12 protein-coding genes and 1 pseudogene are annotated in these 18,497 nt (G+C 59.2%); 3 read left to right on the forward strand and 10 right to left on the reverse strand.

The window, feature by feature from the left end:
* Positions 1–225: 225 nt before the first annotated feature.
* The 6 genes and pseudogenes from J8I82_RS25320 to J8I82_RS25345 form a co-directional block, all read right to left on the reverse strand.
* Positions 226–681 carry a hypothetical protein gene (locus J8I82_RS25320; protein WP_209761590.1) on the reverse strand — a complete coding sequence of 152 codons (456 nt, stop codon included), beginning with the start codon at positions 679–681 and terminating at the stop codon, positions 226–228.
* A gap of 870 nt (positions 682–1,551) precedes the next feature.
* The gene (locus J8I82_RS25325) at positions 1,552–2,541 is read right to left on the reverse strand and encodes an ATP-binding protein (protein WP_209761591.1); all 990 of its coding nucleotides are present in this window, start codon (positions 2,539–2,541) and stop codon (positions 1,552–1,554) included.
* Complete coding sequence (locus J8I82_RS25330) at positions 2,534–4,495, reverse strand: hypothetical protein (protein ID WP_209761592.1); 1,962 nt, start codon at positions 4,493–4,495, stop codon at positions 2,534–2,536. The genes J8I82_RS25325 and J8I82_RS25330 overlap by 8 nt, the downstream gene beginning before the upstream one ends.
* A complete protein-coding gene (locus tag J8I82_RS25335; RefSeq protein WP_209761593.1) occupies positions 4,492–5,121 on the reverse strand; it encodes a hypothetical protein in 630 nt (209 codons plus the stop codon). The genes J8I82_RS25330 and J8I82_RS25335 overlap by 4 nt, the downstream gene beginning before the upstream one ends.
* A 976-nt stretch (positions 5,122–6,097) precedes the next feature.
* A pseudogene (locus J8I82_RS25340) lies at positions 6,098–7,667 on the reverse strand (IS3 family transposase).
* A 601-nt stretch (positions 7,668–8,268) separates the two neighbouring features.
* Positions 8,269–8,559, reverse strand: coding sequence for a hypothetical protein (locus J8I82_RS25345; protein ID WP_116325894.1), 291 nt, complete (start codon positions 8,557–8,559; stop codon positions 8,269–8,271).
* A gap of 414 nt (positions 8,560–8,973) precedes the next feature.
* On the opposite strand from J8I82_RS25345, the gene J8I82_RS25350 reads away from it, so the two are divergent.
* Entirely contained in the window at positions 8,974–10,497 is a 1,524-nt protein-coding gene (locus tag J8I82_RS25350) for an ISNCY family transposase (protein ID WP_209761595.1), read from the forward strand.
* Between the two features lie 219 nt (positions 10,498–10,716).
* Here the strand turns inward: J8I82_RS25350 and bcsS are convergent, their stop codons facing one another.
* The 4 genes from bcsS to J8I82_RS25370 form a co-directional block, all read right to left on the reverse strand.
* The gene (gene bcsS / locus J8I82_RS25355) at positions 10,717–11,430 is read right to left on the reverse strand and encodes a cellulose biosynthesis protein BcsS (protein ID WP_209761596.1); all 714 of its coding nucleotides are present in this window, start codon (positions 11,428–11,430) and stop codon (positions 10,717–10,719) included.
* Between the two features lie 14 nt (positions 11,431–11,444).
* On the reverse strand, positions 11,445–13,589 hold the full coding sequence (locus tag J8I82_RS25360; RefSeq protein ID WP_209761597.1) for a glycosyltransferase: 2,145 nt from the start codon (positions 13,587–13,589) through the stop codon (positions 11,445–11,447).
* 565 nt (positions 13,590–14,154) lie between these two features.
* Positions 14,155–14,934 carry a DUF2252 family protein gene (locus tag J8I82_RS25365; RefSeq protein WP_209761598.1) on the reverse strand — a complete coding sequence of 260 codons (780 nt, stop codon included), beginning with the start codon at positions 14,932–14,934 and terminating at the stop codon, positions 14,155–14,157.
* A gap of 196 nt (positions 14,935–15,130) precedes the next feature.
* Positions 15,131–15,640 carry a GNAT family N-acetyltransferase gene (locus tag J8I82_RS25370; protein WP_209761685.1) on the reverse strand — a complete coding sequence of 170 codons (510 nt, stop codon included), beginning with the start codon at positions 15,638–15,640 and terminating at the stop codon, positions 15,131–15,133.
* A gap of 221 nt (positions 15,641–15,861) precedes the next feature.
* On the opposite strand from J8I82_RS25370, the gene J8I82_RS25375 reads away from it, so the two are divergent.
* Together J8I82_RS25375 and J8I82_RS25380 are read left to right on the forward strand one after the other, a co-directional pair.
* A complete protein-coding gene (locus J8I82_RS25375) occupies positions 15,862–17,124 on the forward strand; it encodes a phospholipase D-like domain-containing protein (RefSeq protein ID WP_209761599.1) in 1,263 nt (420 codons plus the stop codon).
* A 144-nt stretch (positions 17,125–17,268) separates the two neighbouring features.
* Positions 17,269–18,300 (forward strand): sigma-54 interaction domain-containing protein, encoded by a 1,032-nt coding sequence (locus tag J8I82_RS25380; protein WP_209761686.1) that lies wholly within the window; start codon positions 17,269–17,271, stop codon positions 18,298–18,300.
* The last annotated feature ends 197 nt before the right edge of the window (positions 18,301–18,497 follow it).

An 18,497-nucleotide genomic window follows, 5' to 3' on the forward strand; every position in this document is an offset into this window, starting at 1 on the left:
AAAAGCGTGCGCGACAGCGCTCCAGGGCGAGATCAGCGCACCTTACCAATGGAGTGTGGTTCGACGGTTCGGCGATGGGTTGCATAGCACAATGCGGGAGTGCACTGGCGCAAGTGGATCTCCCTGCGGCGGCGTTTTTTGTTCATGTACTATCCGTGTGGCCCCTTTCTTCGATTCCCGGTTGTCTTTCTATCATTTTATCTGAGGAAATTAGACCGCCATTCCTCAATATGACACCCGATGAAACGGGTTTATGGGCATACCGGCCACGCTTTCGAACGCGACAAAACCGTGGCAGTACTCGTCACTCCCGAAATCCGCGACACACGCATTTTCTATGATTTCGATCAGAAAGCCGTCAAACACGATGGGTTTTCCGCGCTTAAGGATTTTTACGATGGTCGCATAGAGGCAGAGCGTCACGGCCCGCACAGATAATCGACTAAGGCTGCTACCGAGCAAACGTTGCACAGCCTTCTTCGCCCAGACATGACGAACATCGTCCGTCAATGAGTAGTTCCCCAAAGACGGTCCTTCATCAAAAAAATAGCGGAGAACATGAAGGGCTGCAACGTGATGATCTTGCGATTCAATTCGTAGCAGGCTACCGTCCCGCCACACCCTTGAGCAATGTCGCTCGGTACAAGGCGCCATTTGTACTAGCAGCCATTTCGCCAGCATTCGTAGCGTAGCCCGATACACGAGATCGACGTACCGCCGCTCATCCCTCCGACGCCTTGATTGAAACAATAGGGTCGCGTCTCGGCGCAAACACCAACTGAGTATTGTTACATAACGCTTAGAGCTCTCAAGGCTTGACGGGAGGGAAGCCGAAAGACGAGCGCATAGCGCGTAGGCAAGCGCTTCGCGCCTCTCCCAATAGCTGCAAATCTCTGCATACGCAGACCCAACGTCAGCATGAGCCAGATGTAGGCTGTTTGCCCAGGCCAATAGGCTCTCGAACCTTCGGTGAAGTTCTGCTTCGTGGCCCCGGAATTCAAAATGCATGCGAGGGAAAAACTCCCCGCCGGAGATTGACGATCGGCAATGCTTGCAGAAATATGGATTCGACGTGTTACAGGCATCAATCACGCTTGGTAGTGCGCAACCACAATTGTGACAACGAGACGTCAACGGTACCGCATGGATCGGACACAAGGGGAGCGCAATGCATTGATACCAAAAGCTGTGGTAGCCGGACTCCAAACACAACGGACATATCCTGAGCCTCGATGAAAACAATGCACCCAAGAGGCAAGCCGCGCGCCCGGTCATAACGCTCGCTTCCTCGACCGGGCGCTGCAGAATTACACCAGCATTCGCCAGTGCCGCGGCTAGTACATTAGATGCATCAAAGTAGCATTGCATCCTCCTGCCCCAGTAACGTTTGACATGCAGCACTGTCAAGTCGCCCTCGCTTAGGTCATTTAGCTGAACCCATCGCATCAGTAAAGATAACGTCGACTCGTAAGGAAGCGGCCCCCACTGTACGCCTGTCCAAGCCAGCACTTGCCTGTCCGCTTCGTTCGTTACCATAATGAGCACCAGATGCTAGTCATCCATCATACCGGCGGCATGCGCTACTGCAGCGTCCCAGTACTCTTTGTCCAGGCTACCTTTTTTGAAATCGTCGTCCGCAACGCGAACTACAAAGTACGAAAGCGCATCGAAAATTCGCCGACTCAGCAAGTACCTCTCCTTTTTCTTATTTACCCCACTTCCAACTTGTATCTCTCTGACTAGACCAAGACTTTCAAAGGCTTTCCAAAAGACTTCCAAGTCGTTTTCGAATCGATATCCCTCTGCGACCGCCTGCGGGAAGAAGTACTGGGCCCAGGTGCATCCGGACTCTTTCGGCCAAGTTTTGACGTCAACCGCGTGGAGTAAGGCTTTCAGTGATTCCTTGTTGTAACCACGCAATCTCACTCTATGAAGACCAAACCGATCAGCACATGCGCCAGCGGGCCCGTGTGATTGCATGGATTCCAGCTTCATCTTCAAATCCGGGTCCTCTCCACATGTCACTACGATCAATGAACTACCTCTCTTCACAAGTTTATTATGTATGTCCTTGAGAAATCCGAAATCTTCGGGTAAAAATGCCTGGGCCTCGTCCAACAGCAGCACCATCATGTTCCACAACGTCGTGCTGGCCAATACTTCGAGGCTATTGCATACGCGCACTTTGAGCCTAGGGGTTTCTCCGCTAAGCTTGGGATGATCTATCGACCAAAGAACTTCTATGAAGAAGGCACGTATGGAAGGCACCTCGCGGTTTGCTGCCGAGTAATCCAGTGTTGCAAGACTGCCACCAAAATCGGCCGGTAACTGCGCACTCAGCGCGCGTAACAGCGACGTCTTTCCCTCTCCCGTTACCTCTGAGATGTAAAAGCTTCGACGCTGCAAGATACAGAGCTTGCATGCCGCATAAGCCTGTCTTATTGGTGGCGTCCACAACGGAGTATTACTCTCGTGTGCGAGAAGGGGATGGGTACCGGTTTGCAAACGACTACGAATATCATCGAGAATAGCTTCAGACATCATCATATCTCCTGGTATTGCGAAATTCGCCGAATACACCCCGTGGCTCTCTGCTACCGTGCTCGGCAGATGATCGAGTTGATTTCTCCGCTGGGTCGTATGCGATCTGTCGCTGTAGCTTGGCAATTTCCAATGCTTCGCGTTTGTTTCGCTTTTTGGGATTCTGGTCGATGAGTGCTTGACGCTGCGCCTTTATAGCCTCATGCACAACCCGAGGATCTCGTTCGGGTGGACACGCTAAGGCTTTCCGATTCATGACTTGCCGAGCCAGAATCGAATACTTCCAGTCTGCCCAGCGGGCGTCCGGATTTAGTTGTCCAAGATCCTGTCCAGTACTGAGGATGACGCCCCATGCTTTGCGAATGTCCATCCGCTGGATTTGAAGCTCCACTTTCTGCCCAATCAGCGTGAAGTCGGAGGAGAGTCGCTGATTTGTATAGCGGCATCGATCAAATTGAACGTAGGGCCGCACGCCCTTCTTCACTGAACCTCGGACAGTGGCCACCAGCTTATGCATCAGGAGCCGTAACTCCGGCACGCTTGCGATTGGCAAAGGCTGTGGTACCCAATCGAGCTCCGGCCGTGTCGCATAGCCTTCCAATATGTCGCGAATGGTGCTGCGGAAGAGTTTTTCCGGCGTAAATACTGTGTGATGTTCTGCGATGACGGCATCGAGTATCGCCGTAAGATCCCTGTCACGCAGCGTGTACCGTGCTGCCTCCTCCTCTGGCTCGCGGCGCCGCGGGTCATGCGGCCCACTACCATAGGTACACCGAAGTCGATGGAGACCCCGTTCAGCCAGCTTTCCATTAAGTCGTTCAATAAAGGGGCGAAGCCACCAGGCACGCGGAACGCCGAACTCGACAGCGCAACCGAGTACATCTATGACATTGTTCACAAAATCATTGGCAACGTTCGCCCACCCATTGTCGACTTTAAGTAGGCAACACCCCTGCCGGGCGCATAGAGGAATCAGATTCGGCAGGAGTGAAGCCTGTGCAGGTACAGCATCGCGCATCAATGGTGGGTTGTCGTCCTGTGCCGCCGGCATCAACGAACTAAGGACAGTTTGGAGGGCCGTATCGGACGACGGCTCGGCCTCATATGCGACGTGATAGCCGCATACGCCCCCCATATACTCGTCGGCCAACAACCCGACATACCAACGAGCGACAAGCAATCTATGTAGGTGACCATAGCGGTCCTCGAACTCGATGTACCCAGGCGCATCCTGCCGGACATAATCTAATTCCAGGATCGAAAAGGGCATCCACGCTTGGATCAAGCGTGGATGCCCTTTCCCGATCCTCAAGTGCCACGCGGCCTCCTCCCCACTGCGCTCCCGGATGTATGCGGTAGTTCTGGCTTTCAACAGCGCACGCAAATACTTCTGCAGCGCAGAGTATCCGAGATTGCGCGTATTGAATGGCCATTCGCCCGGTTTGAGCTTTCCTTTTAATTCCTCAATAAACTCCCTGTGAATGTTGGCAATTGACTTCCTGGCCTCGACATACTCACCATCATCATTCTGACCCAGGAACTGCTTTATGACTCGCTTACGTAGCCAGGGAAACCGGACAAACAGCTGCCCGAGTGCACCAGCGAATCCGCTCGAGCAACTTGCGCCCAAAACGAAATTACGCACGACCGGTTTAGTGCGCGTGTATGCCACCACGTGAAGCCCTGGATGAAGTGCACGAAAACCGAAGATCCGCTTATCCGGGGCGACGGCGAGGCAACGCTTGATGATGCGACGCAAATTATCATCCGAAATCAGCGTTTGGGTCGCAATGTCCCGGAAAGGGTATCCGGCCATGTAGAGGGCGATCGCTTCTTTTTTGCGCGCTACTCCACGACGTGCATTTTCATCTAGTTGAGATACGTCGATCTCGGGCCAGGCATCAATATCCTGCAATGCGGCAGGAATCAAGGAACGTCTCGCACCTGTTTTCATTTTTCGATCCTCGATAGCAAGGAACGACGCGAGAACAATTGCTTTGTGAGTTCGGTTCGCAAAGTCCCTACTGCGAGCTGCTGTGCAATGGCAGCGAGCATAATGGCAAAATCTATACCCGGTTGGGCAATAACCTCGCTCACCGCAACGGTATGGCGGCCCTCAAAGAGTCCTCTGAGAACTAACAGTTCTTTGCCAGCGTACTTACCATGAGCACGGGTACGTGCTGCACAGAGGAATCTCCAATTTTGGGGGAGCAGGCCGGCAGCGCGAATTTGTGCTTCGGTCTTAATAACAACGGGATAAGGACATTGATCTTCTTCTGGCAAGCCCCGCCGGCAGAAATACCAGCGCTCAATGGTTTCATCCATAAAATGGACGTCCACAGCTTCGGAAACTGAGGCGGTACTCGCAAAATCAGAACACAAGATGTACCGGCGAATCTGGGGATCTCCCTCCGCCAACATGAGGTGCCAGAAACAAACTTGCCCAAATACCGCCAACCGCTTGTCGTTCTTGGGGGACTCAAAGACATATAGATTGCGCAGGCCTCGTCCGGGCAAGTCAACATAATGACGCGCAGCAATCGTTCGCGGCATAACTACCGTATGTGCCTCGTGTTTCATCGCGATCCTCATATTCTCGAGGGATGAGACCAGGCCTTGCGCGGCAGCAAAACATTCCCCTTGACTTCTGGGAAGAAATGAAGCAAAGTCAATCCAAGCTTGCGGAGATGTTTCGGTAAGTGCGAGCGCTGCACTGGCCGGAATTCTTTCAGGCGATAATATTCTCCTCGTCGTGTCGGACGATTTAGGTTTTGGCGCGAGATCAGCCGTTACTGATCTCGCGCCGTGCTGTTTTCAAGCACGAGCAACTGACTCGTAATTGTATTTGTCATAGTCGCCCCCCAAAAAATTGCAAGCTTTATCGGCGAGTCAGAAATCTCGCTAAGATGATTTTAAGGCGCAGGACGGGAGGATGTCTCCGGGAATTTTGGCCGGCATATAAATAAAATATTTTTTTATTATCCATGGCTGTCGGTTTTTCGCTTTTTGTTGGAAAACTTGACACATTTCCAGAAAATCTCATAAGCCCGGGCGTCGGAAGCCACGAATGCGCCGCATTTTTGCGTGATCGGCGCGCCTTATGGCCTTTTGACCACCACGGCGGTAATCGCAAACAAAGTGACCTGCGGAACACGCGTCATTGTTATTTGTGTGGAAAACCAGACTCGATTAGGAAATTCGAACGTCATACTGACCACCTCTCCCGTAGGCGTTCTGATGCCGGCTCTGCTATTGCAGCTTAGAAGTCACACGTCGTGAGATGGTCCCTTGACGATTTAGCTGTCACCGCCGCAGGTCTGCTAGGCACAAACGCTTGGCAAGTTCAGATGCTTCGCCCCTCGTCGCGCTCTGCAGTCGTGGACTATCGTTCTGCAGGGCTTGGCTAATATCCCCTGCCATTCGTAAGCGCTACCGATGGCGTCATCTCAGCTAATCCCATAGCCGAAAATTAGCAACGCAGCGCACGCAGTGTTGGACCCATCGGAGTTGATTGCCCTGTTCGCCGCGGCGCGCGTCAAGGTAGATGTCGCCTCATTCATGCAGCCAAACGCTGGTTTTCGGCCCCCAGGTTGACGCTGCTGGACACCACAACATCGCGCTCGGGGTTGAGCGTGACGGTCCCAATTGGCGACCAATCTCGTGTGTGGCGTGACCAACGTCGCGGGTTGCGCTCACGGGCCTGGGCGTACAGCTCATGGCGCGCGGCGAGAATCGTGTCATCTTGTCCGGCGTGGCGCTGTGCCGGGCTCACGTAGCGGATGCCACTGTGCCGGTGCTCATGGTTGTACCAGTTGACGAAGTGCGCCGCCCAGGTACGCGCCGCAGTCAGATCGGCAAAGCCCTTGGATGGGAACTCCGGCCGGTACTTGGCCGTGCGGAAGAGGCTCTCCACAAAGGCGTTATCGTCGCTCACCCGCGGACGCGAATACGATGGCTTGACGCCCAGCCAGTGCAACATCGCCAATACCGTGGTGGCCTTGAGCGTGGCACCATTGTCGCCGTGCAGTAGCGGCTTGGCCTCCATGGCATGAATGCCCTCGGCCAGCTCCGTGCGTTTGACCAGATGCGCCGCGTGGTCGGCGTCGTCGCGATCGTGGACCTCGAAGCCCACGATCTTGCGGCTGTACACGTCCAGGATCAGGTACAGGTAAAACCAGCGCCCAGCGACCTCGGCCGGTAGATAGGTCATGTCCCAGCACCACAGTTGGCGCGGCCCCGTGGCCACGTGCGTGGTGGGCGGACGGCTTTGGCGCGGCGCCTTAGCACGCCCCCGATGCCGGGTCTGCCCATGGGCGCGCAGCACGCGGCCAAAGCTCGATTCGCTTGCCAGGTAGACACCCTCATCGGCCAGCATGGGCACGATGCGTGCCGGCGGCATGTCGGCGAAGCGCGGCTCGTTGGCAACGGCCAGAATGCGTTCGCGCTCCTCGATGCTCAGCGCATGCGCCGGCGTGGGCCGTTCGGCCCCGGGGCGGCGGTCGCCGACCACCAAGCCATCGTGGGCCTTCCAGCGTTGCAGCGTGCGCACGGTTATGCCAGTTACCTCGCAGGCCAGGCGCAGGCGGGCACCGCCTGTATGAGCGGTTTCGATATGGCGGACCATTATTTGGCGATCTTCCAGGCCGATCATGCGTCCTCGTCCTTGTCCTTCGGGAAGATCCCTTCGAGCTTTTTTGAGAGTATCAGCAGGGCGGCGGCTTCGGCCAGCGCCTTCTCCTTGCGGTGCAGCTCGCGCTCGAGTTCCTTGATGCGGCGCCGATCGGCCTTTGTCTCACGATGGGTGGCGCGCGCATCCTCGGGCTCAGCCAGCGCCTGCGTGGCGGCAGTGCGCCACTGCTCCAACTCCTGCGGATACACACCGTTCTCACGGCACCAGGCGTTCTTGCTGGCCTCGTCCATCGCAGCCGTCGCCAGCACCGCCTCAAACCTGGCCGCCGCTGTCCATGCCCGCTCGCGAGCGGGCATGGACATAGCGTCCGCACGCCAGCGTTCCAGCGTGGCCACTGCCACACCCAATTCCCTTGAAACCACCTCCACCGCCGCACTCTCCGGCGGCAACAACCGTGCTACCGCCCGGTTTTGAATTCCTTTCCGTAACGAGCCACTTCTATCTCTTATCGCCCCCAGGGTTCAAATTCTATCGGGGCGACATCTATTTTGCCGCGGGGGGGCCGCAAAAGGCCGGTCGACTTTCGCCGACCTGGGCGAACCAGTCTTGAGTGCCGTTGAAAGGAACGCTCCCTAGCGCTGGCTCACGAAACCGTCTGCCTACTTGAACAGTCGCCTTAGTCGACCCTTTCAGGCGCGCACACTCCGGCCGCTTGCTCGTCCATGACGCAGAACTCTCGCGCCTTCTTGCAGCGATGTCGCGGAGGCCAGCTTACACGTTATGTTCGGCATGCCGGTCAGATCCGATGGCGCACACACCATAGGTGCGCAATGCCGCGACGCCTTGCGCAGCGCAAGTTGCTATCGCTCAATTGTGCTACCCGCTTATCAAAAACAGACGAGGCGACTGAACCGTTTGCAATGTTGACGGCCGCCGAATGAGCCATGGGTCAGGACCCCGACTCCTCTGAGAATCATCGAACAGCTCTCAGAGTACATGCGCGCATAAGAGTTTTGGCGCGTCAGAACCCGGGACCTTCGCTGCACGAGTTGGCCAGCGCCGGGGGATATGAAGTTGGAATCCACGGCGCCATGGCCTCATTGGTGCCGGAATGTGCGACGGAGCCGGTCGCGCAAGCGAGGCAAGTTGGCCACCCAACCTTTGGTCACCACGTCTTGCGCCGGCAGTCGTTCGCTGGGATGCGCGGCGAAGTAGTGCTCGCTCGCCTGCATCAGACGCGCGGCTTCGCGCGGGAAGCTCGATTGCACCACCATAGCGGCCAGCCGGAATACGTTGGCCTCACGCTGGTTCAGTGCGGACCCCGTGCGCTCGCGTGCAACGGTCGCGCAGCGACGTAGGAGTCCAGCTTCGACGTCACGGGAACTCATGCTGGATCTTCCGATGGGTGGTATCAACAGATACCTGGCAACAGCAAAAAGTAGACCAATGCTCACTCCGCATGGCTGTTTCATCTTAGTCCGTGAAGTTTATAACACGGCTTACGTTGCTAGTTACTACGGCCTAGCGGGAGAAAGCAGACCTTATCGCGCTAACGGTGGAGCCGGCCATCGCTATCACGGATTAATATTTCCCGAGCATTTGTACCTTATGCGCCTCCCTACTTTTGCCTCCAGTTTTATGTTGCTCTTACTTTTCCACGTCATGTTTCCACACATAGATCGTGGGAGAAAAAGCGCCGCGTATTCCAAGGACAGGCCGCTAGGGTAACAGTCAAGCCAAATCTCAGCCGACAACTTTACGTTAGAGGACTGCTTTCCGTCTGTCCGAGACCGGAGGCCGCGATGCGCAAGCCCGAGACCATCACGATGACTATGCGCGAACTCGATCGGCTCAAGGTGATTCAGGCCGTGGTCGATCATGGCCTGTCGGTGTGGCGCGCGGCCGAGAAGCTCGGCTTGTCGCGGCGTCAGGTGGAACGTCTGGTACTGCGTTACCGCGAGGACGGTCCCGTCGGCCTGGGCTCGCGCAAGCGTGGTCGTGACAGCAACCGCCAGCTCCCGCCCGGGCTGGAATCCCGTGTCCGGGGCCTGATCCGCGACAGCTACGCCGACTTCGGCCCCACGCTGGCGGCCGAGAAGCTGCGCGAGCGCCATGGCATCAACCTGGCCACGGAAACGGTGCGCCGGATCATGATCGACGCCGGTTTTTGGATCCCCAGGAAGCTGCGCCCGCCCAAGGTGCACCAGCCGCGCAACCGCCGCGCCTGCCTGGGCGAGCTGGTGCAGATCGACGGCAGCGACCACGCCTGGTTCGAGGACCGGGCCCCGGCCTGCACGCTACTGGTGTTTGTCGACGATGCCACCAGTCGGCTGATGCAGTTGCTGTTCGTCCCATCGGAATCCACACCAGCGTACTTCACCGCCACACGCGCCTACATTGAGCGCCACGGCAAGCCGATGGCGTTCTACTCGGACAAGTTCAGTGTCTTCCGGGTCAATGCCCGGGACAGCGCCGAGGGGCGCGGCTACACCCAGTTCGGGCGCGCGCTGTTCGAGTTGAATATCGACATCCTGTGCGCCAATTCGAGCCCGGCCAAGGGCCGCGTCGAGCGGATGAACGGCACACTGCAGGACCGGCTGGTCAAGGAGCTGCGGCTGCGCGGCATCAGCACGATGGATGCGGCCAATGCCTTTGCCGCGCATTTCATCGCCGACTTCAACGCGCGCTTTGCCAAGGTGCCGCGCAGCGACTTTGATGCGCACCGGCGGCTGCGCGGCGATGAGGATCTGGAGCGGATCTTCAGCTGGCGCGAGTGGCGCAAGGTGTCGCAGAGCCTGACCTTGCAGTACAAGAAGGTGATGTACCTGCTCGAGGACCGGCCCGAGCACCGGCGCCTGGTCCACCGCTACCTCGAGGTCGCCGAGTATCCGGACGGGCGGATCGAGCTGTGGGCCGACGGCGCGTCCCTGCCCTACACCACCTTTGACAAGCTCGCCGAGGTCGACCAGGGCGCGATCGTCGAGAACAAGCGGCTCGGGCACGTGCTAGCCATTGCCGCGGAGGTGCAGGCGCGGCGCGACAGCCGGCAAACCATCGGGCCGTCGCGCACGCTGGCCGGCGAGCCGCCGCGCCCACACCGGCCGGCGCCCAACACCAAGCGGCAGCGGCTGATCAACCGGCTCGATCTGGAGCGCGCGATGGCGCCGCCGCGCAATGAGAAGGCGGACATTTTAACTTTGCCCACCGCGCATCCACCGCCCCACCCTGGGCCAGACTCAGCCGCTTCAGGCCAGCACCACCGCCCCACAGCCACCCCACAAAAGACGCCAACCCCGCACAAAAAGCACGCTCGCTCCGACATTTGAATTCAGCGGAAGGGACGACTTTTCAAAATCGGCTGGACAGGAATCGAGTTTTCGAATCGAGTTTTCGACCCACCGAAAAGTCCGGCGTTATGTAAGATCAAGCGGGTGCGGCTGTTGACGCAACCCAGTGTTCGGGAATCCGCAATAAGATGCGTTATCGGGCCTTATTGGCAGCGCCCCCAGCTAGGTCGGGCCTTACCGCCCCCGGGCGGTCATCTCTCAAAACGCCTTCGATATCTCCAGCCCGCCATAAAATGATCGTGGCTCGCCTGCCGTTTTCTTCGCCCCCGCGAAAACGCCGAGGTTCAAGTCTTTCCCAAGGGAGATGCCAGTCAATACCAAGCCTCCCTGCGTGGAGTGGTAATACGGGTCGCCATGCTTAATGATTTCCACACCGGCCCAAGCTTCGCCGAACGCCTTATAGAGCAACCGTCCTCGGGCCCAGTAAGCCTTGGGTCCGAAGTTGTAGCTGGCAATGCCGTTGACTGCCCACCGCGTCGCAAACTCCTGCTGGCCCAGCACGGTGACGCCGAGCCCCCATTCGCCACCGTCCGTGCGATTGTCGGCGCCTTCTGGCGACACGCGGTTGTAGCGGTAACGCGCTCCTACCGATGCTTCAGCCCAGCCTCCCTCCCAGCCCTTTTGCAATCCGATTGCCGCTTCGGCGGCCTGGCCATTGACTGACACGGTGGTACCGTTAGTACCGTATTTGTAATGGTAGTCACTGACTACGAATTTCTGCGTCAAGAACGGCACCGGCAAGAGGTTGCTACTAACGCCCGCATACTCGCTGCGCTCGCCGCCCCCAGCGAAGCTGGCGCCGCCAAAAACGAACGGCCCTGCCTGCGCCGGTGTGGCCAGCCAGCATGAACCACTGAGAATCGCCACCGCTAAAATTGGTCGAGCTGCAGCATAGCGCATGTAGCGCGTCATATTTGTTTCCCGGGTTAAGCCGCACCATGCAGCGCAAAGTTGTACAGATGGAAATCGCCGGTCGGCGTGATGAGCCGGCCTGTGGGCATAAGACGGATCGCCTGGTCGGCAGCTTTGCCGGTGGCGTCCATGGCTGGGCGGCGCAACGTGGCGCCAGCGTCCAAGTCCAGTTCGATGCTGCTGAACAGCAGCGGTGCGGCTCCTTCGATGGTCGCGATAGCGACAGGCAGCATGCCGACCCGCAACGGTTGCATCAATAATGCGGCGGCCCAGCTCTGTGCGATCGACGGCTTCCCCTCTTCCCGCCGCAAAATTTCCGCCAGGCGGGTGAGCGGCGGCGTCTCGGTTTCGCGCACGCCTCCCATCTCAAGCTGGAGCCGGCTTCCAAACAGAAACGTTTCCAGAGCCCCCGTATTGCCCTGGGAAGACCAGTTGAAATGCAGGCCGACGGACATCCCGCTAGCGCTGGCCGGGTGGGATGCCTTGACGAAGGTCGCGACCGCGGTATCGCGAACGATCAGGTTGGGCAGGTGGACAGCCACGTCCACCACATCGCCCAACGCCAGGTTCGGTATCGCTTCGCCGATATACAGCGCGCCATTGGGCGACAGGTCCGACGTCAGGCCAAGGTACGTTTTTTCACCCGCCATCAGCGTCACGGGAACGCGCAATGGAAAGCGATATTCGGTGCGGCGGTTGCGCGAGTGCTTGTACGCATATGCTGCGACGACGACGGCCGAACCGAGCGTCATCAGAGTCCAGAACAGCGTCACCAGGCCAGCGCCAAGCGGGATGGTGCCAATGTGGATCCGGTACAGGCCCACAGGTACGCTGGCTGCCGCCACGCCGCAGACCATCAGCAGCGGTGACAGCCAGAGCCACATTCTTCCGGTCTGCGACATCTGCTTGTCCGTCACGGCAAACGGGATGTTCCTGCGGAACAGCCCGACGCTGGTCGACATGAAGGCGAAGAACCGCGCCATTGCGTACTGCTCGCTCAGGAAGAGAGAGTTGTAGCCGCGTCCGAGTTCCAGGTGGACCAGTATGGAAAGCAGGTAATACAGGCAGAACCACAACAGGAACGTGTTAAGCGGCGACACGATCGGCAGCACACCAAACAGGAATACAGCAGGCGGCGTCAAGAAGAAAACGAGCTTTTGCCAGCCCTCGAAGAAGAACAGCGCCGACGCCAGGTAGTTTAAGCGCTGGCCGAGGGTAAGGCCGCGGCCGAATAGGATGCGCTCACGCCGGAACACCTGCATGGAGCCCATGCCCCACCGCATGCGCTGCTTCAGGTAGGTATCGATGCTGTGCGGCGCCAGTCCGAATGCCAGCGACTCGGCATGGTACACGGACTGGTAGCCAAGCTTATGCATCCGGATTGCGGTGTGAACGTCCTCGGTCACGGTTTCCGTGGCAAAGCCTCCGATCCGCGCGACCGCCGAGCGGCGTATCACCGCGCAGCTGCCGCAGAAAAAAGCGGCGTTGAGCGCGTCCTTGCCGCGCTGGATGATCTTGAAGAACAGTGCCTGCTCGTCCCAGACACGCTTCTTGCCGAGACGATGATTGAACGAATCGATATTGAAAAAATCCTGCGGTGTCTGCACGAAGGCGACCCGCTCGTCCTGAAAATAACCCAGTGTCCTCACCAGGAAATCCTTGCGGGGGGCGTGGTCAGCATCGAAGATTGCAATAAACTCGCCAGTGCTGTGTTTTAGCGCGTTATTCAGGTTTCCGGCCTTGGCATGCGCATTATTGTCGCGGGTCAGGTAGCGGCAACCTAGTTCCTCGGCCAGCGCGCGCATCGATTCCCGACGCCCGTCGTCAAGCAGCCAGGTGACATGCGGATAATCGAGGCGCATGGCTGCCAGCAGCGTCCGGCGAATCAGCTCGATCGACTCGTTATAGGTGGGCACGTAAACGTCGACGGTGATGCCTGGCTGGGGTGGAGGCGCTTCGCGCACCGAGAGCCTGTATGTCATCAACACGAAGAGCAAGCCGCTGACATAGCCATACAGTTCGGCAGCGTAGAGCGGGATGGAAAAAAGCGGCGCCGACATGTTAATGGTGCCAAGCCGCCATCCCATATACAACAAGCCCGATACCAAGTAAGCAGCAACAAGACACTTGATATAGCGCTTAGGCTCTTCAGTATTCATATTGCCATTCCGGTGCAGACACTGCGTTCATCAAGCCGCGATGCGCCACGTACGACAACGCCCCGTGCTGTGTGGCGGTTGACCACGCATCTGAAATCGTCGCGGGTCAGGAAAGGCAGACGCTCCCGCTGATTGGCTCGGATCATGGCATTCAATCAGATCAACAAAGTGCTGTTCGACATCATATGCGATTTCGTCAGATTGGCGCCTTACGTGAAGCCTTGCTGTGACACCAATTAGATTATTCTTAGTACTGAATTTACAATTCTTAATTGGACGGATAACGACGTCAGCGCGTCGCCATGGTATAAATGGTAGCCCGATCCGACGCTTCTCCGACTGTGGCCGCGATTCGGCGGGGACGTCAGAGTTCCGTCAACGGACCCGAGCGGTGGCAATGCTCGCAATCTGCCCTCGCCCGTGCTTGGCTGCTCAGACTAGCGGGAAAAGTGGCGCTGCCGTCGGTTGTATGCGCTTCCCTCGATCGTAAGCGCCAGATTCTGGACGCTTGGGCGCATCCTTGAACCTCAACAGCGGAAAGACCCTAGCCCTCGCGCAGTGAGGGTCAGCGGTGACGTGGATCATCGACCGGCACAAGATTCCGCCAGGCGTTGAAGTCTTCGAGGACGAAGGCCGTCGAGCGTTCAGCACAGTCGACTAGCCAGCGCGTCGGCATATGGCGCAGGTGCTCCAGCACCTCAGGCGTCCGATTGTGTGCTGCGTGGATCGATCCAACGTCGTGTCCCATGGCCTTGAGGAGATGAGGTCCCCTCCCCGCCTTTGTCACGTCTTCGAGGTCGAGCTTGCGGCTTTCTGGGGCAACCCGGCGAAGAATGAACCCCCCGGTAACGTGCAGGAAAGGGTCCGGAGACCGATAGGCACCCGTGGCCACGCTGATGAACCGTGAAGTCGCGGACTTACGCTCTCGAGCCCAATCCCAGCTGGACGGTACCAACGCTTTTGCTTCGCGGACTTCCGGCGCGGGCGCCTCGCGCTTCTGCGCCAGTGTTGCGCTAGTCGCCAAACGTACGAGGTCAAGCGTATACGGCATAACCGCAGCATCATCGAAGTCATTGACGCCCCAGACTTGCCGCGCTTCCCCATCGCGCCAAGTACCAAAATTCTCGACATGGCAGTCGCCGACGGCCAAGACAGACGGTGCCTCAAGGCAGTTGGCCGCAAAATACTTCACACGCTTTGCCCAGCGAAAATAGGTGGCACGCAAGAAAGTGTGCGGGCCCTTTAGCATTCGCTGGTGCTTGTAATTCAGGTCAGCCTCTACGACATCGCATTGACGCCGCAGCCAATCTTCGTAACGGGACACGTCCTGCATCAGTGGTGTCATACGGCCCTCCCCCTTGATGTTCAACGTATGCTGGCGTCTGACTGTGTGGGGGTCCGCCCCGCCACGCAACGTACAGAATAGACCACCGGTGCGGTAGCAGCCGGGAGACGCGTGCGGTCTTCGTTGTGGTTGACCGTGAAACGAGTGCCCAGCGCCTGCATGCGGCCGAAGCGTTGTGAACGAAGTGCGCGGCCCGTCAACTCAACTTGGCATCGAACGCCTGTTGGTAACGCACTTCGCCAACCGGTATTTCCGCGCCGAAGGCTACAGCCTGGAAGTATTCCTGGGGCACGCCCGGTAGTACCAGCCTGGCATGCGCCTTGAATCCAAAGCGGCCGTAGTACGCCGGGTTGCCGAGCACTACGCAGCCGGCGCTGCCGAGGCGCTGCAGTTCACCCAGGGCCGCCTTCATCAGTTTGGTGCCGATACCCTGCCCTTGCCGCTCAGGCAACACGGAGATCGGCCCCAGGCCATACCATGCACTTGCTCCGGACGAAATCGTTACCGGCGAGATGGCGACATGGCCGACGATGTCGTCGTCTTCCGCTGCCACGAGCGACACAGTCAGCTGCCCATCGCGGCGCAGTGCATTGACGATGAATTGCTCGGTATGGCTTGAGTGCGGCTCGCTGCGGAACGCAGCTTCGGTCAGCCGTGCGATGGCGTCGACGTCGGCGGCCTGCTCGTTGCGGATGTGGATGCCCATGTCTCTTTTCCGGGTGCCTTTGTCGACCAAGAATACCTGTGACACCTGATGTCAAAGCCAGGTCGAAATGCCCGGCCTCCGCGTGCCTCGCTTTGAAACTGCCAATCCAGGGCAGTATGCTGTGAAAGTCGCCAGCTTGCCGGCGCAATTCTTGGACCAGACATCATGGTGCTTGCGTGATCCGCCGCCACGCCTTTCCAGGGGCGCGTAGAAAGGGCCGAATGCTCGCATTGCTTGCCGTCATTCTAGTGGCCGCCCTCGGCGGCATTGTCGCGTACAACCTGATGGGTGGCGAAAAGCGCATCGAGCGCCGCCTCGACCGGCTCTACAGCCTGGCCGATCCGCAATTTGTCCGCGAACTGGGCGTACTGCTCGGGCCTCCGGTTGTCGATGGCAACCGCTTTCGTGTGCTCAGGAATGGCGACGAGATCTTTCCCGCCATGCTGGGTGCGATCCGCAGCGCGAAGCAAACGATCAATTTCGAGTCGTACATCTATTGGTCCGGCGATATCGGCAATGAATTCGCGCAGGCCCTTTCCGAACGCGCCAGGGCGGGCGTCAGGGTACAGGTCCTGCTGGACGCCGTCGGCAGTTCGAAGATCGACAAGTCCGTGCTGGACATCATGACCGGCGCCGGCGTGGATGTGCGCCGCTATCACCCGGTACGGTGGTACACCGTCGGCAAGCTCAACAACCGTACGCACCGCAAGGTGCTGGTGGTCGACGGCACGATCGGCTTTACCGGCGGCGTCGGCATCGCGCCGGAATGGACCGGCAATGCGCAGGATCCCGACCACTGGCGCGATACGCATTTCCAGGTGGAAGGCCCCGTGGTTGGCCAGATGCAGTCCGTATTCGTGGACAACTGGATCAAGGTCAGCGGCGCGGTGCCGCATGGGCCGGAGTACTTTCCTGAATTGCCCCCGGTCGGCAACGGCCGCGCCCAGATGTTCAGCAGTTCGCCCACCGGCGGCAGCGAGAGCATGGCGCTGATGTACCACCTTGCCATCACGGCGGCCGCGCGAACGATCGACCTGTCGGCGGCCTACTTCGTGCCCGACGAACTGACGGAAAAAGCGTTGCTGGCGGCCCTGGCAAGAGGCGTCAGGCTGCGCGTGATCGTGCCGGGCGAGCATATCGATTCGGAGACGGTGCGCGCCGCGTCGCGCCGGCGCTGGGGCAATCTGCTGAAGGCAGGCGCCGTGATCGCCGAATACGCGCCGACGATGTACCACTGCAAGGTGCTGATCGTTGATAACCTGCTGGTGTCGGTCGGTTCGACCAATTTCGATAACCGGTCATTCCGTCTCAATGACGAAGCCACGCTGAATATCCTGGATGCCGGGTTTGCCGCCGAGCAGACCAGGATCTTCGAGGAAGACCTGAAATTGTCGCACCCCAAGACCTATGAACAGTGGGCCAATCGTCCCTGGACCGAAAAACTGCGCGACCGGATGGCATCGCTGATCGGCCCCCAACTCTGACCCCTGACGCGGCCCGTGGGGTGCAGGTCCCCGGCTTGCGGCCCTGCCCCAGCTCGCCCCGCGGGGTATGATGCTGGCGATTCAGGCCCCATGGTCATGGCAGACCGCGCCATCCATCAGCGCCCGCTCAGCCCTCCGCCCGCGATGAACGCCCCACTGCAACTCGTCGGAAACCATCCATCGATTGTCGCCTTGCGCGACCTCGTTGCCCGCGTGGCCGGCAGCCAGGCGCGCACGGTCTTGCTGTACGGCGAGACCGGCACCGGCAAGAGCCTGGTGGCTCGCATGCTGCACCAGCAATCGAGCCGCGCCAGCGCGGAATTCATCGACATCAACTGCGCCGCGATCCCGGCGCAATTGCTCGAATCCGAGCTGTTCGGCCACGAGCGCGGCGCGTTCACCGGCGCGGTCGGCAAGAAGGAAGGGTTGATCGAGGCCGGCAATGGCGGCACCGTGTTCCTGGACGAGGTACGCGAGCTGGACCTGGTCATGCAGTCCAAGCTGCTGACGCTGCTCGATACCCGCCGGTTCCGCCGGGTCGGCGCGGTCAAGCCGATCAGCGTGGATGTGCGCTTTATCGCCGCTACCAACAAGATCCTGCTCAGCGAGGTCAACGCCGGCAAGTTCCGCGAGGACCTGTACTACCGCCTGCAGGTCATCGCGATCAATATCCCGCCGCTGCGCGAGCGCGGCGACGACATCCTGCTGCTCGCGCATGGCGCGCTGCAGCGCTACAACCGGCAATACGGCAGCCGGATGGATCGGCTCGCCCCGGAAGTCGAGCGGATTTTCCGCGCGTATCGCTGGCCGGGCAATGTGCGTGAACTGGAAAACCTGCTGGAACGCATCTGCCTGCTCGAGCAGGGCGACTGCGTGCTGCCGGCCCACCTGCCGGCGCGGATCCTGCGCGCGACCGGGGGCACTGACTCCCCCGGCACGCGCCTCGCGCCTTCCGCCGATGCCGCTGTTGTCGCCAGCGCGGCTGCGCCCGCGGCAAGCGCCGCGCTGGCGGATGGCCTGGATTACCACGCCGCCACGGCGCAATTCCAGGCGGCGCTGCTCGGCCAGACGCTGGCGACATGCCATGGCAATCTTGCCGAGGCGGCGCGCCGGCTTGGCCTGAGCCGCCACGCGCTCCGGCACCAGATGAGCAAGCTCGGCCTGGCCGCGGCCTGACCCGGCGCGCGATTCACGCATCCGCGTGAAAAACGCGCGGCGCGCTTGGCCGCGCACGCGTGCGTTCCACGCAGCCCACTCTGCCCTATTCCACATGCCCTTGATTTAAAAGCAAAAAATCTGGCGTCTTCAGCTGGCACGGCTTCTGCTCAATAAGTGTCGTGTGACTCGCTTAATCGGATAAAGCGACACCTAAC

The sequence above is a fragment of the Cupriavidus consociatus genome (assembly GCF_017814975.1).
GTDB classification, from domain to species: domain Bacteria; phylum Pseudomonadota; class Gammaproteobacteria; order Burkholderiales; family Burkholderiaceae; genus Cupriavidus; species Cupriavidus consociatus.

What these genes read in the sequence shown, in the direction of transcription:
- J8I82_RS25320 (WP_209761590.1), bottom strand. Translation starts at nt 681, where the DNA reads ATGCTGGCGAAATGGCTGCTAGTACAAATGGCGCCTTGTACCGAGCGA.
- J8I82_RS25325 (WP_209761591.1), bottom strand. Translation starts at nt 2,541, where the DNA reads ATGTCTGAAGCTATTCTCGATGATATTCGTAGTCGTTTGCAAACCGGT.
- J8I82_RS25330 (WP_209761592.1), bottom strand. Translation starts at nt 4,495, where the DNA reads ATGAAAACAGGTGCGAGACGTTCCTTGATTCCTGCCGCATTGCAGGAT.
- J8I82_RS25335 (WP_209761593.1), bottom strand. Translation starts at nt 5,121, where the DNA reads ATGAAACACGAGGCACATACGGTAGTTATGCCGCGAACGATTGCTGCG.
- J8I82_RS25345 (WP_116325894.1), bottom strand. Translation starts at nt 8,559, where the DNA reads ATGAGTTCCCGTGACGTCGAAGCTGGACTCCTACGTCGCTGCGCGACC.
- J8I82_RS25350 (WP_209761595.1), top strand. Translation starts at nt 8,974, where the DNA reads ATGCGCAAGCCCGAGACCATCACGATGACTATGCGCGAACTCGATCGG.
- bcsS (WP_209761596.1), bottom strand. Translation starts at nt 11,430, where the DNA reads ATGACGCGCTACATGCGCTATGCTGCAGCTCGACCAATTTTAGCGGTG.
- J8I82_RS25360 (WP_209761597.1), bottom strand. Translation starts at nt 13,589, where the DNA reads ATGAATACTGAAGAGCCTAAGCGCTATATCAAGTGTCTTGTTGCTGCT.
- J8I82_RS25365 (WP_209761598.1), bottom strand. Translation starts at nt 14,934, where the DNA reads ATGACACCACTGATGCAGGACGTGTCCCGTTACGAAGATTGGCTGCGG.
- J8I82_RS25370 (WP_209761685.1), bottom strand. Translation starts at nt 15,640, where the DNA reads ATGGGCATCCACATCCGCAACGAGCAGGCCGCCGACGTCGACGCCATC.
- J8I82_RS25375 (WP_209761599.1), top strand. Translation starts at nt 15,862, where the DNA reads ATGCTCGCATTGCTTGCCGTCATTCTAGTGGCCGCCCTCGGCGGCATT.
- J8I82_RS25380 (WP_209761686.1), top strand. Translation starts at nt 17,269, where the DNA reads ATGAACGCCCCACTGCAACTCGTCGGAAACCATCCATCGATTGTCGCC.